This is a genomic window from Duganella sp. LjRoot269 (assembly GCF_964254095.1).
In the GTDB taxonomy this organism is placed as follows: Bacteria; Pseudomonadota; Gammaproteobacteria; order Burkholderiales; family Burkholderiaceae_D; genus Rugamonas; species Rugamonas hordei.
Window position 1 is genome coordinate 520,230 of the sequence record NZ_CAXUSL020000001.1, and the last position, 16,676, is coordinate 536,905.

A 16,676-nucleotide genomic window follows, 5' to 3' on the forward strand; every position below is an offset into this window, starting at 1 on the left:
CCCTTTGGTTGCCGAATTGAACCTAAACCCCGTCCACCAGGACGGGGAACTCATTAGAATTGTGTCAAACCACCATCAACCACCATTTCGGTTCCGGTGGTGTACGACGAATCGTCGCTTGCCAGGAACAAGGCCGTCTTGGCCAGCTCGGCAGGCTCACCAAAACGCTTAAGTGCAACCTTGTCTGTAATACTGGCGGCGACTTGGGACAGCACGTTGTCAGGCAGGCCCATCTTGCCATAGAACGGTGTGGCGATTGCGCCCGGGCTGACGGCGTTAACCCGGATGCCGAGCGGTGCCAATTCGGCGCCCAAGGTACGAACCAGCGAACGCGTTGCGGCCTTGGCCGCTGCCAGAATCGACAGGCCTGGATAGCCGATGGTGTTCAGGAAGGAGGTCGTCACGATCACACTACCGCCCTTCTTCATCAGGGGGGCCGTTTTTTGGATCGTGAAGAATGTCCCAGTGAAATTCAACGCGAGGTTGTCGTTGATGTACTCCTCCGTGACGGCAGCGAGAGGAGCGACCGTGCTGGCGCCAGCGTTGGCAAATACGACGTCGATATGACCGAACTTCGCACGGGTTTCTTCGACGGCACGTTCGATGTCGGCTACCTTGCGGATGTCGGCTTGGACCAGCAGAACCTTGCCGTTGAGTTCCTTGCCGGCCTCTGCCAGACGGTCGGCGTTCGAACCAACCAACACGACATTAGCGCCTTCCGCCTGGAACAGCTTTGCAGTTTCCAGTCCGATGCCCGATGTACCGCCAGTAATGAACGCTACTTTGTTTTGAAGTTTCATAATATTTTCCTTTAAGTAAAGTGATTAAGTCGGATCGCAATACAACAGCTGGCAAACGCGTCGCTTTGTGGATTTGGCGAATGCCTCGCTTGGTGTGAATAGTAGGTCTCGCCATTTATTTATGGAATCCACTAAATTTGCGCAACATTTAATCGAAAAATGAGGAAATGACCGGAATCGGGGGGGCGGGCGCGGCGACGCGCCTGATCCATGAGGATCTAAGGGAATTAGGTTTTGAACAATCCTACGGGGTCGCGGCGTCGCGAGGGTATGGAGGGCGGGTCAATCTGACCGGGTCCATCCGGCCAGCAAACGAACAAGATCGCCCCTAAATCTCAATTTTTGCTCAAATCAGTCTCATCTTTACTGAGACTTTTTCGTCTAAGTCATTGATTTGTGGTTCACGGAATCTCACCTTTGGTGACACTCAACGGCGCCTTGGTGAGTAGATTTTGCTTGCAACTGCATAGCCTATACCGGATTTGATCAGGCAGGACGAATATGGCGTGCGGCGGCCTGATGCAGTCCCGCCAGCGTGCCGGCGTCGTCCGGCCAGCGCACCAGGCCGATGCGCGGGTGCACGCGGTGCGATTCGCCGGCCTCGATGCCCGCCTTCAGCCGGTCGGCGATCTGCTGACCCTGCACCTGCGTCACCCACGGCACCAGCACGCAGAAGCGGGCGTCGCCGAAGCGGAACGCCCAGTCGCTGCCCCGGCAGACTTCCTCGATGCGGCGGGCGACGTGGACCAGCGCAGCGTCGTCGTGCTGGTCCACGTCGATCAGCATCAGCGACACGGTGGCCGGCTTGCCGCGCTGCGGACGGGTCAGCTGGCTGAAGATGGATTCGAGGTAGAGGTGGTTGTGCAGGCCGGTCACCGGATCCAGCGCGGCGGTGCGGCGCAAGGCTTGTATCAGCGCCTCGCGTTTGGCCTCGAACAGGTGCGACAGCACGCCGACGCCGAGCAGGGTCGCACCCAGGCTGGATAGCTCCTCGGCCGTGCTGCCGGGCCGCAGCATCAGTATCGCCATGCCCAGCACCGGCCAGCCGACGCTGTAGACCATGCCCATTCTCTGCCCCAGCATCAGGTAGGACAGCACCGGCACCAAGCACAGCAGGCTGGCCACCGACGGCAGCAGGTACAGCGCCGCCAGCAGGGCGCTGAAGCAGCAAAACAGGATGGCCGACCACAAGGTCAGTCCCGGCGTGCTATCGGCCCAAGGCAAAGGTTTCTCCATGGCCCAAGTATGGTTGCGGCGGTTTGGGGCGTCAAGGCGGGGCGGCGTACGTAGTAATCGCAATTGATAATGATTCGCATTATCGATATAATGTGTAACCTTCGCTCTATTTCGCCGCCATGCCCCACGTCCGCCTGCCCTTGTACCTCATGTTGACCCTGGCTTTTCCCGCCGCAGCGCAGGAGGCGGATGAGCTGGTCCTGCAGGCCGTGCGGGTGACGGCGGCGCGTGCCGACGGCTTTGCGCCGAAAACGGTGGAGGCGGGCAGCTTCCGCGGCGCCGACATCATGGACGTGCCGGCCACCGTCAACGTGGTCACGCGCGAGGTGCTGGAATTGCAGGCGGCCGGCGGCTTGTACGACGCGCTGCGCAACACCGCCGGCGTCACGCGCCAGCAGAATGGCGGCGACACCTGGGACCAGCTGGTCATACGCGGCATCGCGGTGGAGAACCGCACCAACTACCGCCTGAACGGCACGCTGCCGATCATGAACTTCTCGCAGGTGCCGATGGAAGACAAGGAGCGCGTCGAAGTACTGAAGGGCGCCACCGCGCTGTACTACGGCTTCACCTCGCCGGCGGGCGTGGTCAACTTCGTCACCAAGCGCGCCGGCGCCGCGCCGGTCAGCACGGTCGGCATCACGGTCGACCAGAACGGCACGGCGGTGGCGACGGCCGATGTGGCGCGCCGCTTCGGCGGGGAGCGGCAGTTCGGCGTGCGCATCAACGCCACCGCCGGCACGCTCGGCTCCTACCTGGACAACGTCGGCAACGGCAACCGCGGCTTCGCGTCGGCGGCGCTGGACTGGCGCGTCAATGCGCGCCTGCGCCTGAAGGCCGATCTCGAATACGACAAGCGCGGTGTGACCGAGCAGGCGGGCATCGCCTTGCCGGCCGTCGTCAACGGCGCGATTCCGCTGCCGGCCACGGTCGATCCGCACCGGCTGATCGGCCCGGACTGGGCCAACTTCGACGCACAAACCAGGAATGCGCAACTGCGCGCCGACTATGCGCTGAGCGACGTCTGGGCCCTGACGGTGGAAGGCGGCCATTCCGAAACGGCGCGCGACCGCAGGCTGGCCATCTTCAGGCTGAATAACACGGCGGCGCTGCAGACCGGCGCGGGCCGCATCAACGGCAATCTGCAGCACAGCGTGGTCGACTCCAGCATGCTGCGCGCGGAACTGGCGGGCAGCGTGGCGACCGGCTTTGTCCAGCACGACGTGACCTTCGGCGCCACCCGCACCGACAAGAGCCAGGACCCGATCTATCAATCGACCTACACCGTCGCCGCGCAAAACCTGTACAACCCGGGCGCCATCACCAGCGTGACCTACGGCGCCGTGCCGACAGTGCCGACCACCGCCGCGCTGGACTCGCGCGATGGCGGTGTCTATGCGATAGACCGGCTGACCTTCTCGCCGCACTGGCAGGCGGTGGCCGGCGTGCGCAGCGTGCAGTACACCAGCGACCAGGGCGCGAACCACTACGACGTCAGCAAGACCACGCCGATGGCGGCCTTGATCTACAAGGCCTCCGCCGACCTGTCGTTCTACGCGTCCGGTTCGCAGGGACTGGAAGAAGGCGAAACCGCGCCGACGGGCAGCGCCAACGTGGGCGAACGCATGGCACCGGGCGTGAGCCGCCAGAAGGAGCTGGGCGCGCGCTGGCGCGTACCGGGCGGCACGCTGGTGCAGGCGGCGCTGTTCGACATCAATCGTCCCGGCTACTACACCAATACCGCCAACTTCTTCACCGCCGACGACGAGCAGCACTATCGCGGCCTGGAGTTGTCCGCGCAGGGCAAGCTGGCGCGTCAGCTGTCATGGCAAACGTCGGCGCAGTGGATCGCGCCGGAATTCCGCAACATCAACGCGAACTACAACGGCAAGGTGCCGGAGAACGCGTCCAGACGCACCGCCAGCGCGTTCCTGTCGTATGAACTGGATGCGGTGCCAGGTTTGTCCTTCAACGGCGGCGCCTACTTCACCGGCCGCCGGCCGGTCAACGATCTTGACCAGGCCTTCCTCGGCGGCGTGACGCTGTTCAGCGCCGGCGGCCGCTACGTGACGACATTGATGGGCAAGCGCACCACGTGGCAAGCCAATATCGACAACGCCGGCGACAAGCGGTACTGGGCCGGCGCCGGCACGCGCCTCAGTGCCGGCATGCCGCGCCTGGTCAAATTGAGCGTGAAGGCCGACCTGTGAAAAAGCTCTGGTTCCAGCTGCACTGGTTCATCGGCATCACCGCTGGCTCGGTATTGGTCGTGATCGGCCTGACCGGCGCCATCCTCGCCTTCCGCGATGAGCTGCTGGACCTGCTCAATCCGGGCGTGACCAGCGTGGCCGTGCAAACGGCGCCGGTGCTGGCGCCGCCGCAGATTGCGCAGATCGCGCGGCGTGCGCATCCCGAGGCGCGCATCACCAGCATCATCGTGTATTCCGAGGCTGGCACGACGGCCCGTGTCGGCTTTGCGCCGGCGCCGGGGGAAAAACACGGCGAGACCATCTTCGTCAACCCTTACACCGGCGCGCTGCTGCCGCCGCTGCGCTACGACGACGCGTTCGAGTGGGTCGAGTCGCTGCACCGCTACCTGCTGCTGCCGCGCGAAAGCGGCCGCCCGGTGGTGGGAACGCTGGCGCTTTGCCTGATGGGATTGGCCCTGAGCGGGCTGTATCTGCGCTGGCCGCGCCGTGCGCTGGACTGGCGCACCTGGCTGACGTTCGACGCGCGTCTCAAGGGCCGCTCCTTCCTGTGGGGCCTGCATTCGGTGGCGGGAACGTGGGCGCTGGCGGGCTATCTGATCTTCACGGCCAGCGGCGTGTACTGGAGTTTCGACGTGGTGCGCGATACGGTCGATGGCTGGGCCGGCGTGCAGCGCCCGCCGCGCGAAGCTGCCGCGCCCAAACCCAAGGTGCCGAAGACGGATGGCGCGCCGCGTACCGCCGTGGCGGAAGCGGTCGACCTGACGACATCGTGGTCGGCCTTCCAGCAGCAGGCGCCGAACTGGCGCATGGCGATCCTGCGTCCGCCGGAACGCGCCAAACAGCCGATCCAGGTCATCTGGGTGGCGAAGGATGCGCCGCACGTGCGCGCGCGCGGGCGCATGTCGATCAACCAGCAGACCGGCGACATCGTCAAGAACGAGCCATACGACGGCATGGCCGCCGGCCAGCGCGCGCTGTCGGTCATCTATCCGCTGCACATGGGGACTTACTTCGGCCTGCCGGGCCGCGTGTTGATGTTCCTGGTCAGCCTGTCGCTGCCCGGCTTTGCGGTCACGGGCTGGATGCTGTACCTGAAGCGCCGCCGCCAGAAGCGCGAGGCGCAGGCGGAGCGCGCGCGGCTGGCGGAGGTGCCGGTGTCGGGCGATATGCACGATCCGGTGCTGATGGCCTACGCCAGCCAGACCGGCCAGGCGGAAAGGCTTGCGCTGCAAAGCGCCGCCGCGCTGCGCGAGGCCGGTGTCGCGGTGCACGTGCAATCGCTGGAAAAGCTCACGCCTCTGTTGCTGGGCAATTATCGCCGCGCGCTGTTCGTCGCCAGCAGTTTCGGCGAGGGCGAACCGCCCGATGCGGCGCGCCGCTTCAACCGCCTGCTGCATGCCGCCGCCGGCGAACTGGCGCATCTGCAATACGCGGTGCTGGCGCTGGGCGACCGCAATTACCTGCAGTTCTGCGGTTTCGGCCAGACGCTGGACCAGCGCTTGCGTGTACTGGGCGCGCAGGCGCTGCATCCGATCATCGAGGTCGATAACGGCGATCCCGGCGCGCTGGCCCGCTGGTCGCACGCGCTGGGTGAATTAATCGGCGGCGATGCGCTCGACATGAACTTGTCGACCGCCATACCGGACAGCGATTACGCCAGCTGGCGCCTTGCCCGGCGCACCTTGCTGAATCCCGGCAGCAGCGGCGCGCCGTTGTACGAACTCACGCTGAGCGGGCCTCCGACGGATTGGCGTCCCGGCGCGCTGATCGACATCTGGCCTGGCCACTACGGCAAGGACCTGGTGCCGCGCCGCTACTCGCTCGCTTCGCTGCCGCAGGACGGCGGCATGCAGCTGGTGGTGCGCCAGGCAGGCCAGGCCTCGGGCTGGCTGACCGCGCAGGCTTCCATCGGCGATGACGTGCGGGTGCGGTTGATCGCCAATCCGGCCTTCGACGCGCCTCCACAGCCGCTGCCGGCCATCTACATCGGCAATGGTTCCGGCATGGCCGGCCTGCGTTCGCATCTGCGTGCCCGCGTGGCCGATGGCCTGCAGCGCAACTGGCTGATCTTCGGAGAGCGGCAACGCGCGTTCGACAGCATCTGCGCCGAGGAGATCGAGCGCTGGCGCGGCGGCGGCTCCCTGCCCGAGCTGGATCTGGTTTTCTCGCGCGACGCGGAAGGCGGCGGCTACGTGCAGGACCGCCTGCGGGCAAAGGCCGACACGCTGCGCGCATGGCTGGCCGACGGCGCCGTCATCTACGTCTGCGGCAGCCTGCTAGGCATGGCCGGCGGCGTCGACGCCGCGCTGGAGGAAATCATCGGCCGTCCGGCACTGGACGAGCTGACCGAGGCCGGCCGCTACCGCCGCGACGTCTATTAAAGGGCGGTCTCGCAGTCTCCGGGATATACTGGTTTGCCCTCACCTCGACCATGGAATGGAGCGATATGATCAGGATAGTTCTTTCTTTGATGCTGGCCGTCGTGTCGTCGACTGCCGTCGCGGACGATGAATGGCCGCGCACCGCACCGGCCGCCGCAGGATTGAATCCGCAGCCGCTGGAGGCGATGGACGCCGCAGTCCGCAAGGGCGACTTCAAGCAGATCACCAGCATCCTGATCGCCAGGGACGGCAAGCTGGCGTTCGAGGCCTACTACGACGCCGACGGCGAGGCCGGCCTGCGCAACACCCGTTCGGTGACCAAGAGCGTGACCGACATGTTGGTCGGTATCGCGATCGACCAGGGCAAGCTGGCCGGCGTGGGCGCGCCGGTGTTTGCCTTCTTCCCGGAGAAGCATCCGGTGCTTCATCCCGATCCGCGCAAGGAAAAAATCACCGTCGAAGATTTGCTGACCATGAGTTCCCTGCTGGAGTGCGACGATCAGAACCAGTACTCTCGCGGCAACGAGGAAAGCATGTATCTGCTGGAGGACTGGACCCAGTTCGCGCTGGACCTGCCGGTACGAGGTTTTCCCGACTGGGTCGCCAAGCCGCAGGACTCGCCCTACGGCCGCAGCTTTTCCTATTGCACCGCCGGGCCGACGCTGCTGGGACCTTTGCTGGAGAAGGCCACCGGCGAGAAGGTCGACCAGTTCGCGGCGCGCACCTTGTTCGGCCCATTGGGCATCACGCGGCTGAAGTGGCAGTACACGCCGGCCGGTCCGGCGATGACCGGCGGCGGCCTGGGCCTGCGTAGCCGCGACCTGCTCAAGCTGGGCCAGTTGTACCTGGACGGCGGCGTATGGCGCGGCAAGCGCATCGTCTCCGCCGGCTGGGTGAAACAGTCGATGGCGCCGCATGCGCAAGTCGACGAGAACACGGACTACGGCTATTTTTGGTGGATCAAGAAATTCACGCAGGATGGCAAGACCTACCGCGCGGTCATGATGTCCGGCAGCGGCGGCAACAAGGTGGTGGTGATGCCGGAGCAGCATGTGGTCGCGGTGATCACGACCACCAACTTCCAGGTGAAGATGCCGCATGCGATCAGCGAGAAGCTGATGACCGACTATCTTTTCAAGGCCTTTTAAATCCGGGGTCAGGTCTGACATTTGGACACGAGCTCTGCCGTAGCGGCCGCTACGGCAGAGCTCGTGTCCAAATGTCAGACCTGACCCCGGATTGACGGATTTAAAGCGCGGTCTCGTAGCCTTCGAGGACGTTGACGACGTTGGTGCCCAGTTCCTTGACCGCGTAGCCGCCTTCGAAGACGAAGGCGGTCGGCAGGCCGAGGTAGGCCAGGCGCTCGCCGACCTTGAGGTAGTCGGCGCTTTGCAGTTCGAAGCGCGACAGCGGGTCGCCGGCGAAGGTGTCGACGCCCAGCGAGACCACCAGCGCGTCCGGCGCAAAGCTGCCCAGGCGGATGCAGGCCGTCTCCAGCGCCGCGAACCAGGCCTTGGACGAACTGCCCGCCGCCAGCGGCAAGTTCATGTTGTAGCCCAGCCCCGCGCCTTCGCCGCGCTCGTCGGCGTGGCCCAGGTAGAACGGATACTCGTTGCGCGGATCGGCGTGAATCGAGATGAACAGCACGTCGTCGCGGTGGTAGAAGATGCTCTGCGTGCCGTTGCCGTGGTGGTAGTCGATGTCGATGATGGCGACCTTGCGCGCGCCGTCGTCGAGCATGTGCTGCGCGGCCAGCGCGGCGTTGTTGAGGAAGCAGTAGCCGCCGAAGAAATCGGCGCCGGCATGGTGGCCGGGCGGGCGGCTCAACACGAAGGCGCCGCGCTCACCCAGGCGCAAGGCATGGGCCGCGTTGACCGCGCAGTCGGCGCCGGTCTTGGCGGCGGTCCAGGTGCCGGCGGTCAGCGGCGTGCCGCTGTCCATCGAATACAAACCGAGCTTGGCGCAGAAGTTGTCCGGCTCGATGTCGTCGCGCAGCGAGCGTATCGGCCAGACGGCGGGGAAGGCGTCCTTGCCGGCGTTGGCCGGATCGAGCGCCAGCCATTCGCTCCAGGCGTTGCGCAGGAAGTGCAGGTAGCGCGGCGTGTGGATGCGCTCCAGCGACATCAGCGGCACGCCGTGCGGCGTGACGATCTTGCCCAGGCCGCGCCGCCCCAGCTCCGCCAGCACCGAATCGACGCGCTCCGGCTTTTCAAAGCAGGGCACCATCTCGCCGCGGAAGATTTCATAGCGGCCCCGGTGCTGAGCGTGCAGTTCGTTGTAGAAGGTGAGCAAAAGGGGCCTCGCGCGGTAGTGGCGGTGATGAAGCCCCTAGTTTAGTCGCAATCCATGCTGGAGTGGCACAGATTGCTGGCGCGGTAGGCTGCGACGAAATCGTCGAAGCTGATTTGCGGCGCCGCTTCCATCTCCGCCTGCTCGGCCAGCGAGACGGCGGCCAGGCCGTCGAAATAGGCGGTCTCCTCGGCGGTCGGCGGATGGCTGCGAAAGTAGGCCGCGTGCTTTTCGCTTTGCGCCAGGCCGAAGGCGGCGAACGACTTGCCGTTGGCGCGCAGGGCCGCCAGCACCTTGGCCGACGGCGTCAAATCCGCATCGGCCAGCTTGGCCGCTTGCGCCGCCATCGCGTCGGCGTGGACGCTGTCGCCGCGCAGGGAGTCCAGCAGCGCCGCCACCGGACGGATACGTTCCAGCAGCTGCTCGCCCCACTGGCGCAGGCCGATTTCGCCGTCCTCGTTGTTCAGCATCAGGCCCGGACGGCGGCCTTCCTTGACGGTACGGGCGAAGTTGTCGGTGTGGCGCATGCCTTCCTCCGGCGAGATGGCCGGGCTTTCCTCGAGGGCGCAGAACAGCAGGAAGGCGTCCAGGAAGCGGCCCGCCTGCACACTGATGCCGACCGGCTCGAACGGATCGACGTCCATGCAGCGCACTTCGATGTACTGCACGCCGCGCGCGCACAGCGCCTGGATCGGCCGTTCGCCGGTCTGGATCACGCGCTTCGGGCGGATGGTGGAGTAGTACTCGTTTTCGATCTGCAGTACGTTGGTGCTCAGCTGGATCCATTCGCCGTCGCGCTTGGTGCCCAGCGCCGCATACGGTTCATACGGCTGGTTGACGGCCTTGGTCAGCGCGGCGACGTAGCTGTCCAGGCAGTTTTCGTGCGGGCTCAGGCCCGATTGCGCGTCGTTCTGGTAACCGAGGTCGCTCATGCGCAGGCTGGTGGCGTAGGGCAGGTACAGCGTGTCGCCGGACAGCGTTTCGAGCTTGTGCGGTTTGCCGCGCAGGAAGCCCGACTGCAGCACCGGCGAGGCGCCGAACAGGTACATCAGCAGCCAGCTGTAGCGGCGGAAGTTGCGGATGGTGGCCAGGTAGGCTTCGGACTGGAACGACTTCGGCGACAGGCGCTTGCCGCTGACTTCATTCTCGGCCAGCACGCGCCACAGGCGTTCGTCCAGCGAGTAGTTGTAGTGGATGCCGGCGATGCACTGCATCGCCTTGCCATAGCGCAGCGCCAGGCCGCGGCGGTACACATGCTTCAGCGTACCCATGTTGGAGGTGCCGTACCAGGCGATCTCGATGTCTTCCTCGCCCGGCAGCTGGGCCGGCATCGACTGGCTCCACAGCAGCTCGTCGCCCAGCTTGCTGTAGGCGTAGCGGTGGATGCCGTCCAGCTTTTCCAGCGTGGTGGCGATGTCGGATTCGGCCGGGGTGATGAACTCCAGCAGCGTTTCGGCGTAGTCGGTGGTGATCTGCGGATGCGTCAGGGCCGAGCCCAGCGCCACCGGATGCGGGGTCGCGGCCAGATGGCCGTGCGGATCCACCCGCAGCGTTTCGCGCTCGATGCCACGCAAGCCACCCAGCACCGGACGGTGCTCTGGCTTGGCCAGCAGGGCCAGGCGGCGAGTCAGTAGATTGGACAATTGGATCTTCCTTTCGTAGTGCATCAAAGCGGTGAGGTGCGAGATTAACCGAAAACGGAAAAACGCGTCGGCGGCGGCCCAAAGTCCGGCCATTGCCGAAGATCGCTTGTTAGTTTATCAAATACTGGGAAGGGCGGCCGAAAGCCAGAATACCGTCTTGGAGCGGGGCCTTCAGTGCGTGCGCGCACCCGTGACGCGCTCGATGCCGGCCAGGTCGGTCCAGCTTTGCACGTCGGTGTAACCTTGTTCGGTTAGCAACTGTCGCACGGCGGCGGACTGGTCGTAGCCGTGCTCCATCAGCAGCCAGCCCCGGGGCTTCAAACGCTGCGCCGCGCCGGCGATGATGATGCGCAGGGCGGACAGGCCGTCCGCATGATCGGTCAGCGCGCCGGCCGGTTCGTAGCGCAGGTCGCCCTCGGACAGGTGGCGGTCGCCGCTGGCGATGTAGGGCGGGTTGGAGACGATGACGTCGAACGGCGGCGCGCCGTCCAGCGCGGCGTACCAGTCGCTTTGCAGGAAGGCGACCCTGGCCTGGTTGGCGGCGGCGTTGCGGCGGGCCACGGCCAGCGCGTCGGCACTGACGTCGAGCGCGGTGACCTCGGCGTCGCGCCGGGTATGCGCCAGGGCGACGGCGATGGCGCCGCTGCCGGTGCCCATATCCAGCACGCGGCCGCGCGGCGGCAGGCGCTCCAGCGCCAGTTCGACCAGCAGTTCGGTGTCGGGACGGGGGATCAGCACGGCGCCGTTGACTTCAAACGGCAGGCCGAAGAATTCGCGCTGGCCGACGATGTAGGCGATCGGTTCGCCGTCCAGCCGGCGCCGCACCAGCGCGGCGAAGCGCGCGGCTTGGTCTTGGTCCAGCGCGCGTTCGGACTGGGTGATCAGGCCGACGCGCGACAGGCCCAGCGCGTGGCACAGCAGGATGCGGTTGTCCAGCGGGTCCAGCAGGGACTGCACTTGCAGCGCGGCGATGGTGGCGCCGGCCGCGATGGCGCTGGTGTCCGTGATCATCAGCGGCTGCGGCGTATCAGCAGCCACGCCAGCGACAAGGTGAACAGGCCGAACCACAGGAACGACCACTGCGGAATCGACAGGCCGAACCACGGCGCCAGCGCGTCCTCGCACAGGCCGTCGGCCTTGAACAGGAAGGGCAGGTAGGTCGCGGTCGGGATCTTGTTGAGGAAGGTTTCGACCGGGTCGATGCCGCACGACAGACCGGGATGGGCCAGCACCCACAGGTGCTTGCCGGCGGTGCCCAGGCCGCCCAGCGCGGCCAGCAGGCCCAGGCCGGCGCCGACCTTGGGTTGGCTGTAGGCGCCGATCACGCACAGCACGCCGATGGCGATGAACAGGTAGCGCTGGATCACGCACAGCGGGCAAGGCAGCATGTCCAGCCCGTGCTGCAGGTACAGGGCGACGCCGATCAGGCCGAAGCAGGCAAGGGCGATGGACAGCAGCAGCGAGCGTGTATGAATCATGAGGAAATCCGGTCAGATGGGCGGGGACCTGATTTTCCCACAAGTTTGTCGATTCGACCTTAGCCGGCGCTTAATTCAGGTTTTGTCAGGTTTTGCCGGTGCGTTTCTTGTACTGCTCGTAGGCCACCTGTTCGACCGCGTTGAACAATTGATTGGCATTTCTGCTGGTGAAAAGGCTGGGCCTCTTGGGGTAGCCCCATTCGACCAGCCAGCCCAGCACGTTGTTGACGCAGGGGTCGAACTCCACGCCCGCGTACATGGTGGTGCCGTATTCCATTTTGTCGACCACCATCTTCTTCTTGGTCGCGCTCAGGTCGGAGCCGGCGATACAGGCCTTGATCTGCTGGCCCAGTATCAGCAAGGGGGCCAGCGCGTCTTTTTCAGGCGCCTGCAGCGCTTCCTGGTTGGTGACATAGCCGGTGCCGCCGGCACGGCTATAGGTGCGGGCCGGTTTGACCCTGGCGGTCGGATGCCAGCAGAGGAAATCGTTGTCGTAGCTGATGTAGCACGCCATGTGGGTCAGCTCGTGCACGATATTGGCAAGGTTGCCCTCCTGGTAGCGAACATCGTATTCCGCGCCGAACTGCGTGTAGACCGGAACGGCGCTGCCGCTGGTCGACACCTTGGTCCATGACTTGACCAGGAACACATGCGCCATCAGTTCGTTGATGATCTTGGCGTAGGTCGAGCCGGCGCGTGCCCGCGACAGCTCCCGCAGTTGATTGAGTTCCGCTGTCGGCTCGGTCATTTTGCGCCTCTTATAATTGTTTTCTTCGGAAAGCAATATTAGAACAGGAAGCGCCGCTTGACAACCGGCCGCTCAGTCGCCCAGCGCCGCCAACAATTCGGCCTGGTGCTCGGCCGCCAGCGCGTTGGTCAGCTCGGTCAGGTCGCCGTCCATGATGAAGTCCAGCTTGTACAAGGTCAGGTTGATGCGGTGGTCCGTCATGCGCCCCTGCGGGTAGTTGTAGGTGCGGATACGTTCGCTGCGGTCGCCCGAGCCGATCAGGCTCTTGCGGGTGGCCGCCTCCTTCGACTGCTGCTCGCGCAGTTGCACATCCTTGATGCGCGCCGCCAGCACCTTCATCGCCTGCGCCTTGTTCTTGTGCTGCGAACGGTCGTCCTGGCACTCGACCACGATGCCGGTCGGCAGGTGGGTCAGGCGCACGGCCGAATCGGTCTTGTTGATGTGCTGTCCGCCGGCGCCCGAGGCGCGGAAGGTGTCGATGCGCAGGTCGGCCGGATTGATGTTGACGTCCTCCACCTCGTCCGCTTCCGGCATCACCGCCACGGTGCAGGCGGAGGTGTGGATGCGGCCCTGGGTTTCGGTGGCCGGCACGCGCTGCACGCGGTGGCCGCCGGATTCGAACTTGAGCTTGGAGTACACGCTGTTGCCGATCAGGCGCACGATCACCTCGCGGTAGCCGCCCAGGTCCGACGGCGATTCCGACACCACTTCCACCTGCCAGCGGTTGCGCTCGGCGAAGCGGGTGTACATGCGCAGCAGGTCGCCCGCAAACAAGGCCGATTCGTCGCCGCCGGTGCCGGCGCGGATCTCGAGGAAGATGTTGCGCTCGTCGTTGGCGTCCTTCGGCAGCAGCATCTTTTGCAGCTCGAGTTCGAGTTCGGCCAGGCGGGTCTTGGCCGCTTCGATTTCGTCCTGCGCGAAGTCCTTCATCTCCGGATCGGACAGCATCTCCTGCGCGGCGGCGGCGTCGCCCTGCGCTTCCTGGTAGGACTTGTACAGCGCCACCAGCGGGCCGAGTTCGGCGTGCTCGCGGGTCATCTTGCGGTAGGCGTCCATGTTATTGGTCGCGCCTTCGGACATCAGCAATTCATCGAGTTCGACCAGGCGGTTCGCCAGTTGATCGAGCTTGGCCAGCATGGATGGTTTCATAGCGTATTCTTTGAGAGGTAAAACATGCGCCGCGCGTGCGGCGGCGAAGAGGTGCGGCGGAGGTGCGGAGACGCTAACGACGGCCGCGGAACAGCTGCGGCAGCAGCTCGGCCAGGTGGGCGCGCTCGTCGCCCTGCGCACGGTGCAGCGCCTGCTGCGGACCGTGCATGAACTTCGCGGTCAGGCCCTTGGACAGCGCCTCCAGCACGGCGTCGATATCCTCGCCCCGGGCCAGCATCTTGCGCGCCCGTTCGAGTTCGATCTGGCGCAGCGCCTCGCCGTTTTCGTGCAGGCTTTGTATCACCGGCACCACGGCGCGGTCGTCGATCCAGTGCATGAAGGACTGCACGCGGGTTTCGATGATGGCCTCGGCCTGCGCCACGGCGGCCTGGCGGTTTTCCATGCCGGTCTGCACCACCTTGCCGAGGTCGTCGACGGTGTACAGGAAGGCGTCGTTCAGGCGCGCCACTTCCGGTTCGATATCGCGCGGCACGGCCAGGTCGACCATGAACATCGGCTTGTGGCGGCGCGCCTTGATCGCGCGTTCCACCATGCCCAGGCCGATCAGCGGCAGCGACGACGCGGTGCAGGAGATGACGATGTCGTACTGGTGCAGCTTGTCCTGCAGGTCCGCCAGGCGGATCGCGCGGCCGCCGAAGCGGTGCGCCAGTATTTCGCCGCGATCGAGCGTGCGGTTGGCGATGGTGATGGATTTCGGATTCTGCGCCGCGAAGTGCGTCGCGCACAGCTCGATCATTTCGCCGGCGCCGATGAACAGCACGTTCTGCTCGGAGATCTTGTCGAAGATGCGCTGCGACAGCCGCACGGCGGCGGCGGCCATCGACACGCTGTGCGCGCCGATCTCGGTGGTGCTGCGCACTTCCTTGGCCACCGAGAACGAGCGCTGGAACAGCTGGTGCAGATAGGTGCCCAGGCCGCCCGCCTCGTCGGCGGTGCGGATCGCGTCCTTGATCTGGCCGAGGATCTGGGTTTCGCCCAGCACCATCGAATCGAGCCCGGAGGCGACGCGGAAGGTGTGGCGCACGGCGTCGTGCTGCGGCAGCAGGTACAGGTGCGGGCGCAGCTCGGCGTAGTTCAGCTTGTGGAAGTCGGCCAGGAAATGGGCGCCGGCGTCGAGCGGATCGGGCACCTGGCTGGCCGCGTACAACTCGGTGCGGTTGCAGGTCGACAGGATCGCCGCCTCGTCGCTGCCCCGGTGGTCGATGCGCTCGAACCACGAACGCGCCGCCATCACCGCCTGGCCCAGTTGCTCAGGGGCGAACGCCAGCTGCTCGCGGAGCGAGACCGGTGCGGTGGTGTGATTGAGGCCGACGGCAAGCAGCTGCATTTCGGGTCCGGATGAGGAGTTAGCGGACATTATACCGTGATGTATCTCCATGCTGCCCGGCCCCTGCCTATACCGTTGGCAGTATCCGCGCTATATCAGGCGCCCAGCTTTTCCAGGCGATAGCCGTAGCTGTACACCGGCACCAGGCGGAAACCGTTTTCCGGCTTCAATTGCAACTTGTTGCGGACGCGGGAGACGTGGGTGTCCATGGTGCGCGACGGCACGGCGGTCTCGCGTATCCATACGGCTTCATGGATGTAGGCGCGCGACAGCGGGCGGCCGATGTTGCGAAAAAATAACAGCGCCAGGTAGAACTCTTTGTGGGTCACGTCCAAAACGATGCCATCCATCAACAAACGTCCCGGACGGGTTTCAAACACATATTGACCGAATTGCAATTGCTCGGCGCCGTTCTGGGCCGGGTAGGCGCGGCGCAACAGTGCTTGCACGCGGGCCACCATTTCACTCCGGCGCAGCGGCTTGATCATGTAGTCGTCGGCGCCGGCGGCCAGGCCGGCGACGATGTCGTCCTCGCCTGAACTGGTGGTCAGGAACAGGACCGGGGCGCTGTCGGGCAGCTTCTCGCGCGAGCGGCGCAGCACTTCGGCACCGCTCAGATCGACCACTTGCCAGTCGAGGATCAGCATGTCGTAGCTATCCTTGCGCAACTGCGCCAGCACATCTTTTGCGGTTTGGAAACTGTGGCAGGTATGGCCGGCCGAGGTTAATACCTGACAAATCAGTTCGGCCTGGCTGCGGTCGTTGTCTAGTACAGCGATTCTCATACTGCTGCCTGTTGGAAAATGTTAAGGAGAAGTCACTTCAAATATAACAGAGATTTACAAAAAAAGTTAGCAAAATAGCCAACTATTTTTCCATAGACACTAATAGTTATTTTTAGACAATCTCGATTTCCGTGGGGTGCGCCTATGCAACCATTACACGGTACACTGGAAAAACCGCAAATTCAATGAACAAGTTGAGGTTTGGAAAGAAAAATTCTGTGGATGCGCAGTAAGCGTCGCGGAATTGTGGAAGACACAAAAATGCTGCCAAGCAGGAAACCGGCGGGGTAGGGAAGGCGAGAAGAAGCTGGCGTGGCCGGCCGGCGCGCGGGCGCCGGGACCGGCCAGCCGGTGGTGTTACGCGTCCGGCAGCACCACGTTCACGTCCAGCACCTCCAGGTTGCCCTGGCGGTCCAGCGAGATCTTGATGTCGTCGGCGTTGACCTTGGTGTACTTCGAAATCACCTCGATCAATTCCTTGTGCAGCGCCGGCAGGAAGTCCGGGCCGCTGCGGCCATTGCGCTCACGCGCGATGATGATCTGCAACCGCTCCTTGGCCGCGGTGGCGGTTTTCGGTTTTTGCGGGAACAGGAAAGAAAGCAGGGCCAT

The 16,676-nt window shown here is 64.7% G+C and carries 14 protein-coding genes; 3 read left to right on the forward strand and 11 right to left on the reverse strand.

Annotation, left to right across the window (positions count from 1 at the left end):
- Nucleotides 1-53 precede the first annotated feature (53 nt).
- Complete coding sequence (locus ACSQ3S_RS02270) at nt 54-800, reverse strand: SDR family oxidoreductase (protein WP_436141473.1); 747 nt, start codon at nt 798-800, stop codon at nt 54-56.
- A gap of 486 nt (nt 801-1,286) precedes the next feature.
- Complete coding sequence (locus ACSQ3S_RS02275) at nt 1,287-2,024, reverse strand: GGDEF domain-containing protein (protein WP_436141474.1); 738 nt, start codon at nt 2,022-2,024, stop codon at nt 1,287-1,289.
- Between the two features lie 161 nt (nt 2,025-2,185).
- Here ACSQ3S_RS02275 and ACSQ3S_RS02280 point away from each other — a divergent pair, with 161 nt between their 5' ends.
- The 3 genes from ACSQ3S_RS02280 to ACSQ3S_RS02290 all read left to right on the forward strand — a co-directional run bounded on the left by ACSQ3S_RS02280 (nt 2,186) and on the right by ACSQ3S_RS02290 (nt 7,775).
- Complete coding sequence (locus ACSQ3S_RS02280; protein WP_436141475.1) at nt 2,186-4,246, forward strand: TonB-dependent siderophore receptor; 2,061 nt, start codon at nt 2,186-2,188, stop codon at nt 4,244-4,246.
- Entirely contained in the window at nt 4,243-6,627 is a 2,385-nt protein-coding gene (locus tag ACSQ3S_RS02285) for a PepSY domain-containing protein (protein WP_436141476.1), read from the forward strand. Before ACSQ3S_RS02280 ends, ACSQ3S_RS02285 begins: the two co-directional genes overlap by 4 nt.
- A 65-nt stretch (nt 6,628-6,692) precedes the next feature.
- Nucleotides 6,693-7,775, forward strand: coding sequence for a serine hydrolase domain-containing protein (locus ACSQ3S_RS02290; RefSeq protein WP_436141477.1), 1,083 nt, complete (start codon nt 6,693-6,695; stop codon nt 7,773-7,775).
- A 100-nt stretch (nt 7,776-7,875) separates the two neighbouring features.
- On the opposite strand, the gene ACSQ3S_RS02295 is transcribed toward ACSQ3S_RS02290, so the two are convergent.
- The 9 genes from ACSQ3S_RS02295 to minE form a co-directional block, all read right to left on the reverse strand.
- Entirely contained in the window at nt 7,876-8,919 is a 1,044-nt protein-coding gene (locus tag ACSQ3S_RS02295) for a histone deacetylase family protein (protein WP_436141478.1), read from the reverse strand.
- 41 nt (nt 8,920-8,960) lie between these two features.
- Complete coding sequence (gshA, locus tag ACSQ3S_RS02300; protein ID WP_176653107.1) at nt 8,961-10,559, reverse strand: glutamate--cysteine ligase; 1,599 nt, start codon at nt 10,557-10,559, stop codon at nt 8,961-8,963.
- 171 nt (nt 10,560-10,730) lie between these two features.
- Nucleotides 10,731-11,570 carry a peptide chain release factor N(5)-glutamine methyltransferase gene (prmC, locus tag ACSQ3S_RS02305; RefSeq protein ID WP_436141479.1) on the reverse strand — a complete coding sequence of 280 codons (840 nt, stop codon included), beginning with the start codon at nt 11,568-11,570 and terminating at the stop codon, nt 10,731-10,733.
- Nucleotides 11,570-12,037: a disulfide bond formation protein B gene (locus tag ACSQ3S_RS02310; RefSeq protein WP_176653105.1), complete on the reverse strand. Its 468-nt coding sequence runs from the start codon at nt 12,035-12,037 to the stop codon at nt 11,570-11,572. The genes prmC and ACSQ3S_RS02310 overlap by 1 nt, the downstream gene beginning before the upstream one ends.
- 85 nt (nt 12,038-12,122) lie before the next feature.
- On the reverse strand, nt 12,123-12,785 hold the full coding sequence (locus tag ACSQ3S_RS02315; protein WP_176653104.1) for a hypothetical protein: 663 nt from the start codon (nt 12,783-12,785) through the stop codon (nt 12,123-12,125).
- Between the two features lie 72 nt (nt 12,786-12,857).
- Nucleotides 12,858-13,934: a peptide chain release factor 1 gene (gene prfA, locus ACSQ3S_RS02320; protein ID WP_176653103.1), complete on the reverse strand. Its 1,077-nt coding sequence runs from the start codon at nt 13,932-13,934 to the stop codon at nt 12,858-12,860.
- Nucleotides 13,935-14,007: 73 nt separating this feature from the next.
- Entirely contained in the window at nt 14,008-15,282 is a 1,275-nt protein-coding gene (gene hemA, locus ACSQ3S_RS02325) for a glutamyl-tRNA reductase (protein ID WP_176653102.1), read from the reverse strand.
- A gap of 95 nt (nt 15,283-15,377) precedes the next feature.
- Entirely contained in the window at nt 15,378-16,067 is a 690-nt protein-coding gene (locus ACSQ3S_RS02330; RefSeq protein ID WP_176653101.1) for a response regulator transcription factor, read from the reverse strand.
- A 357-nt stretch (nt 16,068-16,424) separates the two neighbouring features.
- On the reverse strand, nt 16,425-16,676 hold the full coding sequence (gene minE / locus ACSQ3S_RS02335) for a cell division topological specificity factor MinE (RefSeq protein ID WP_008443622.1): 252 nt from the start codon (nt 16,674-16,676) through the stop codon (nt 16,425-16,427).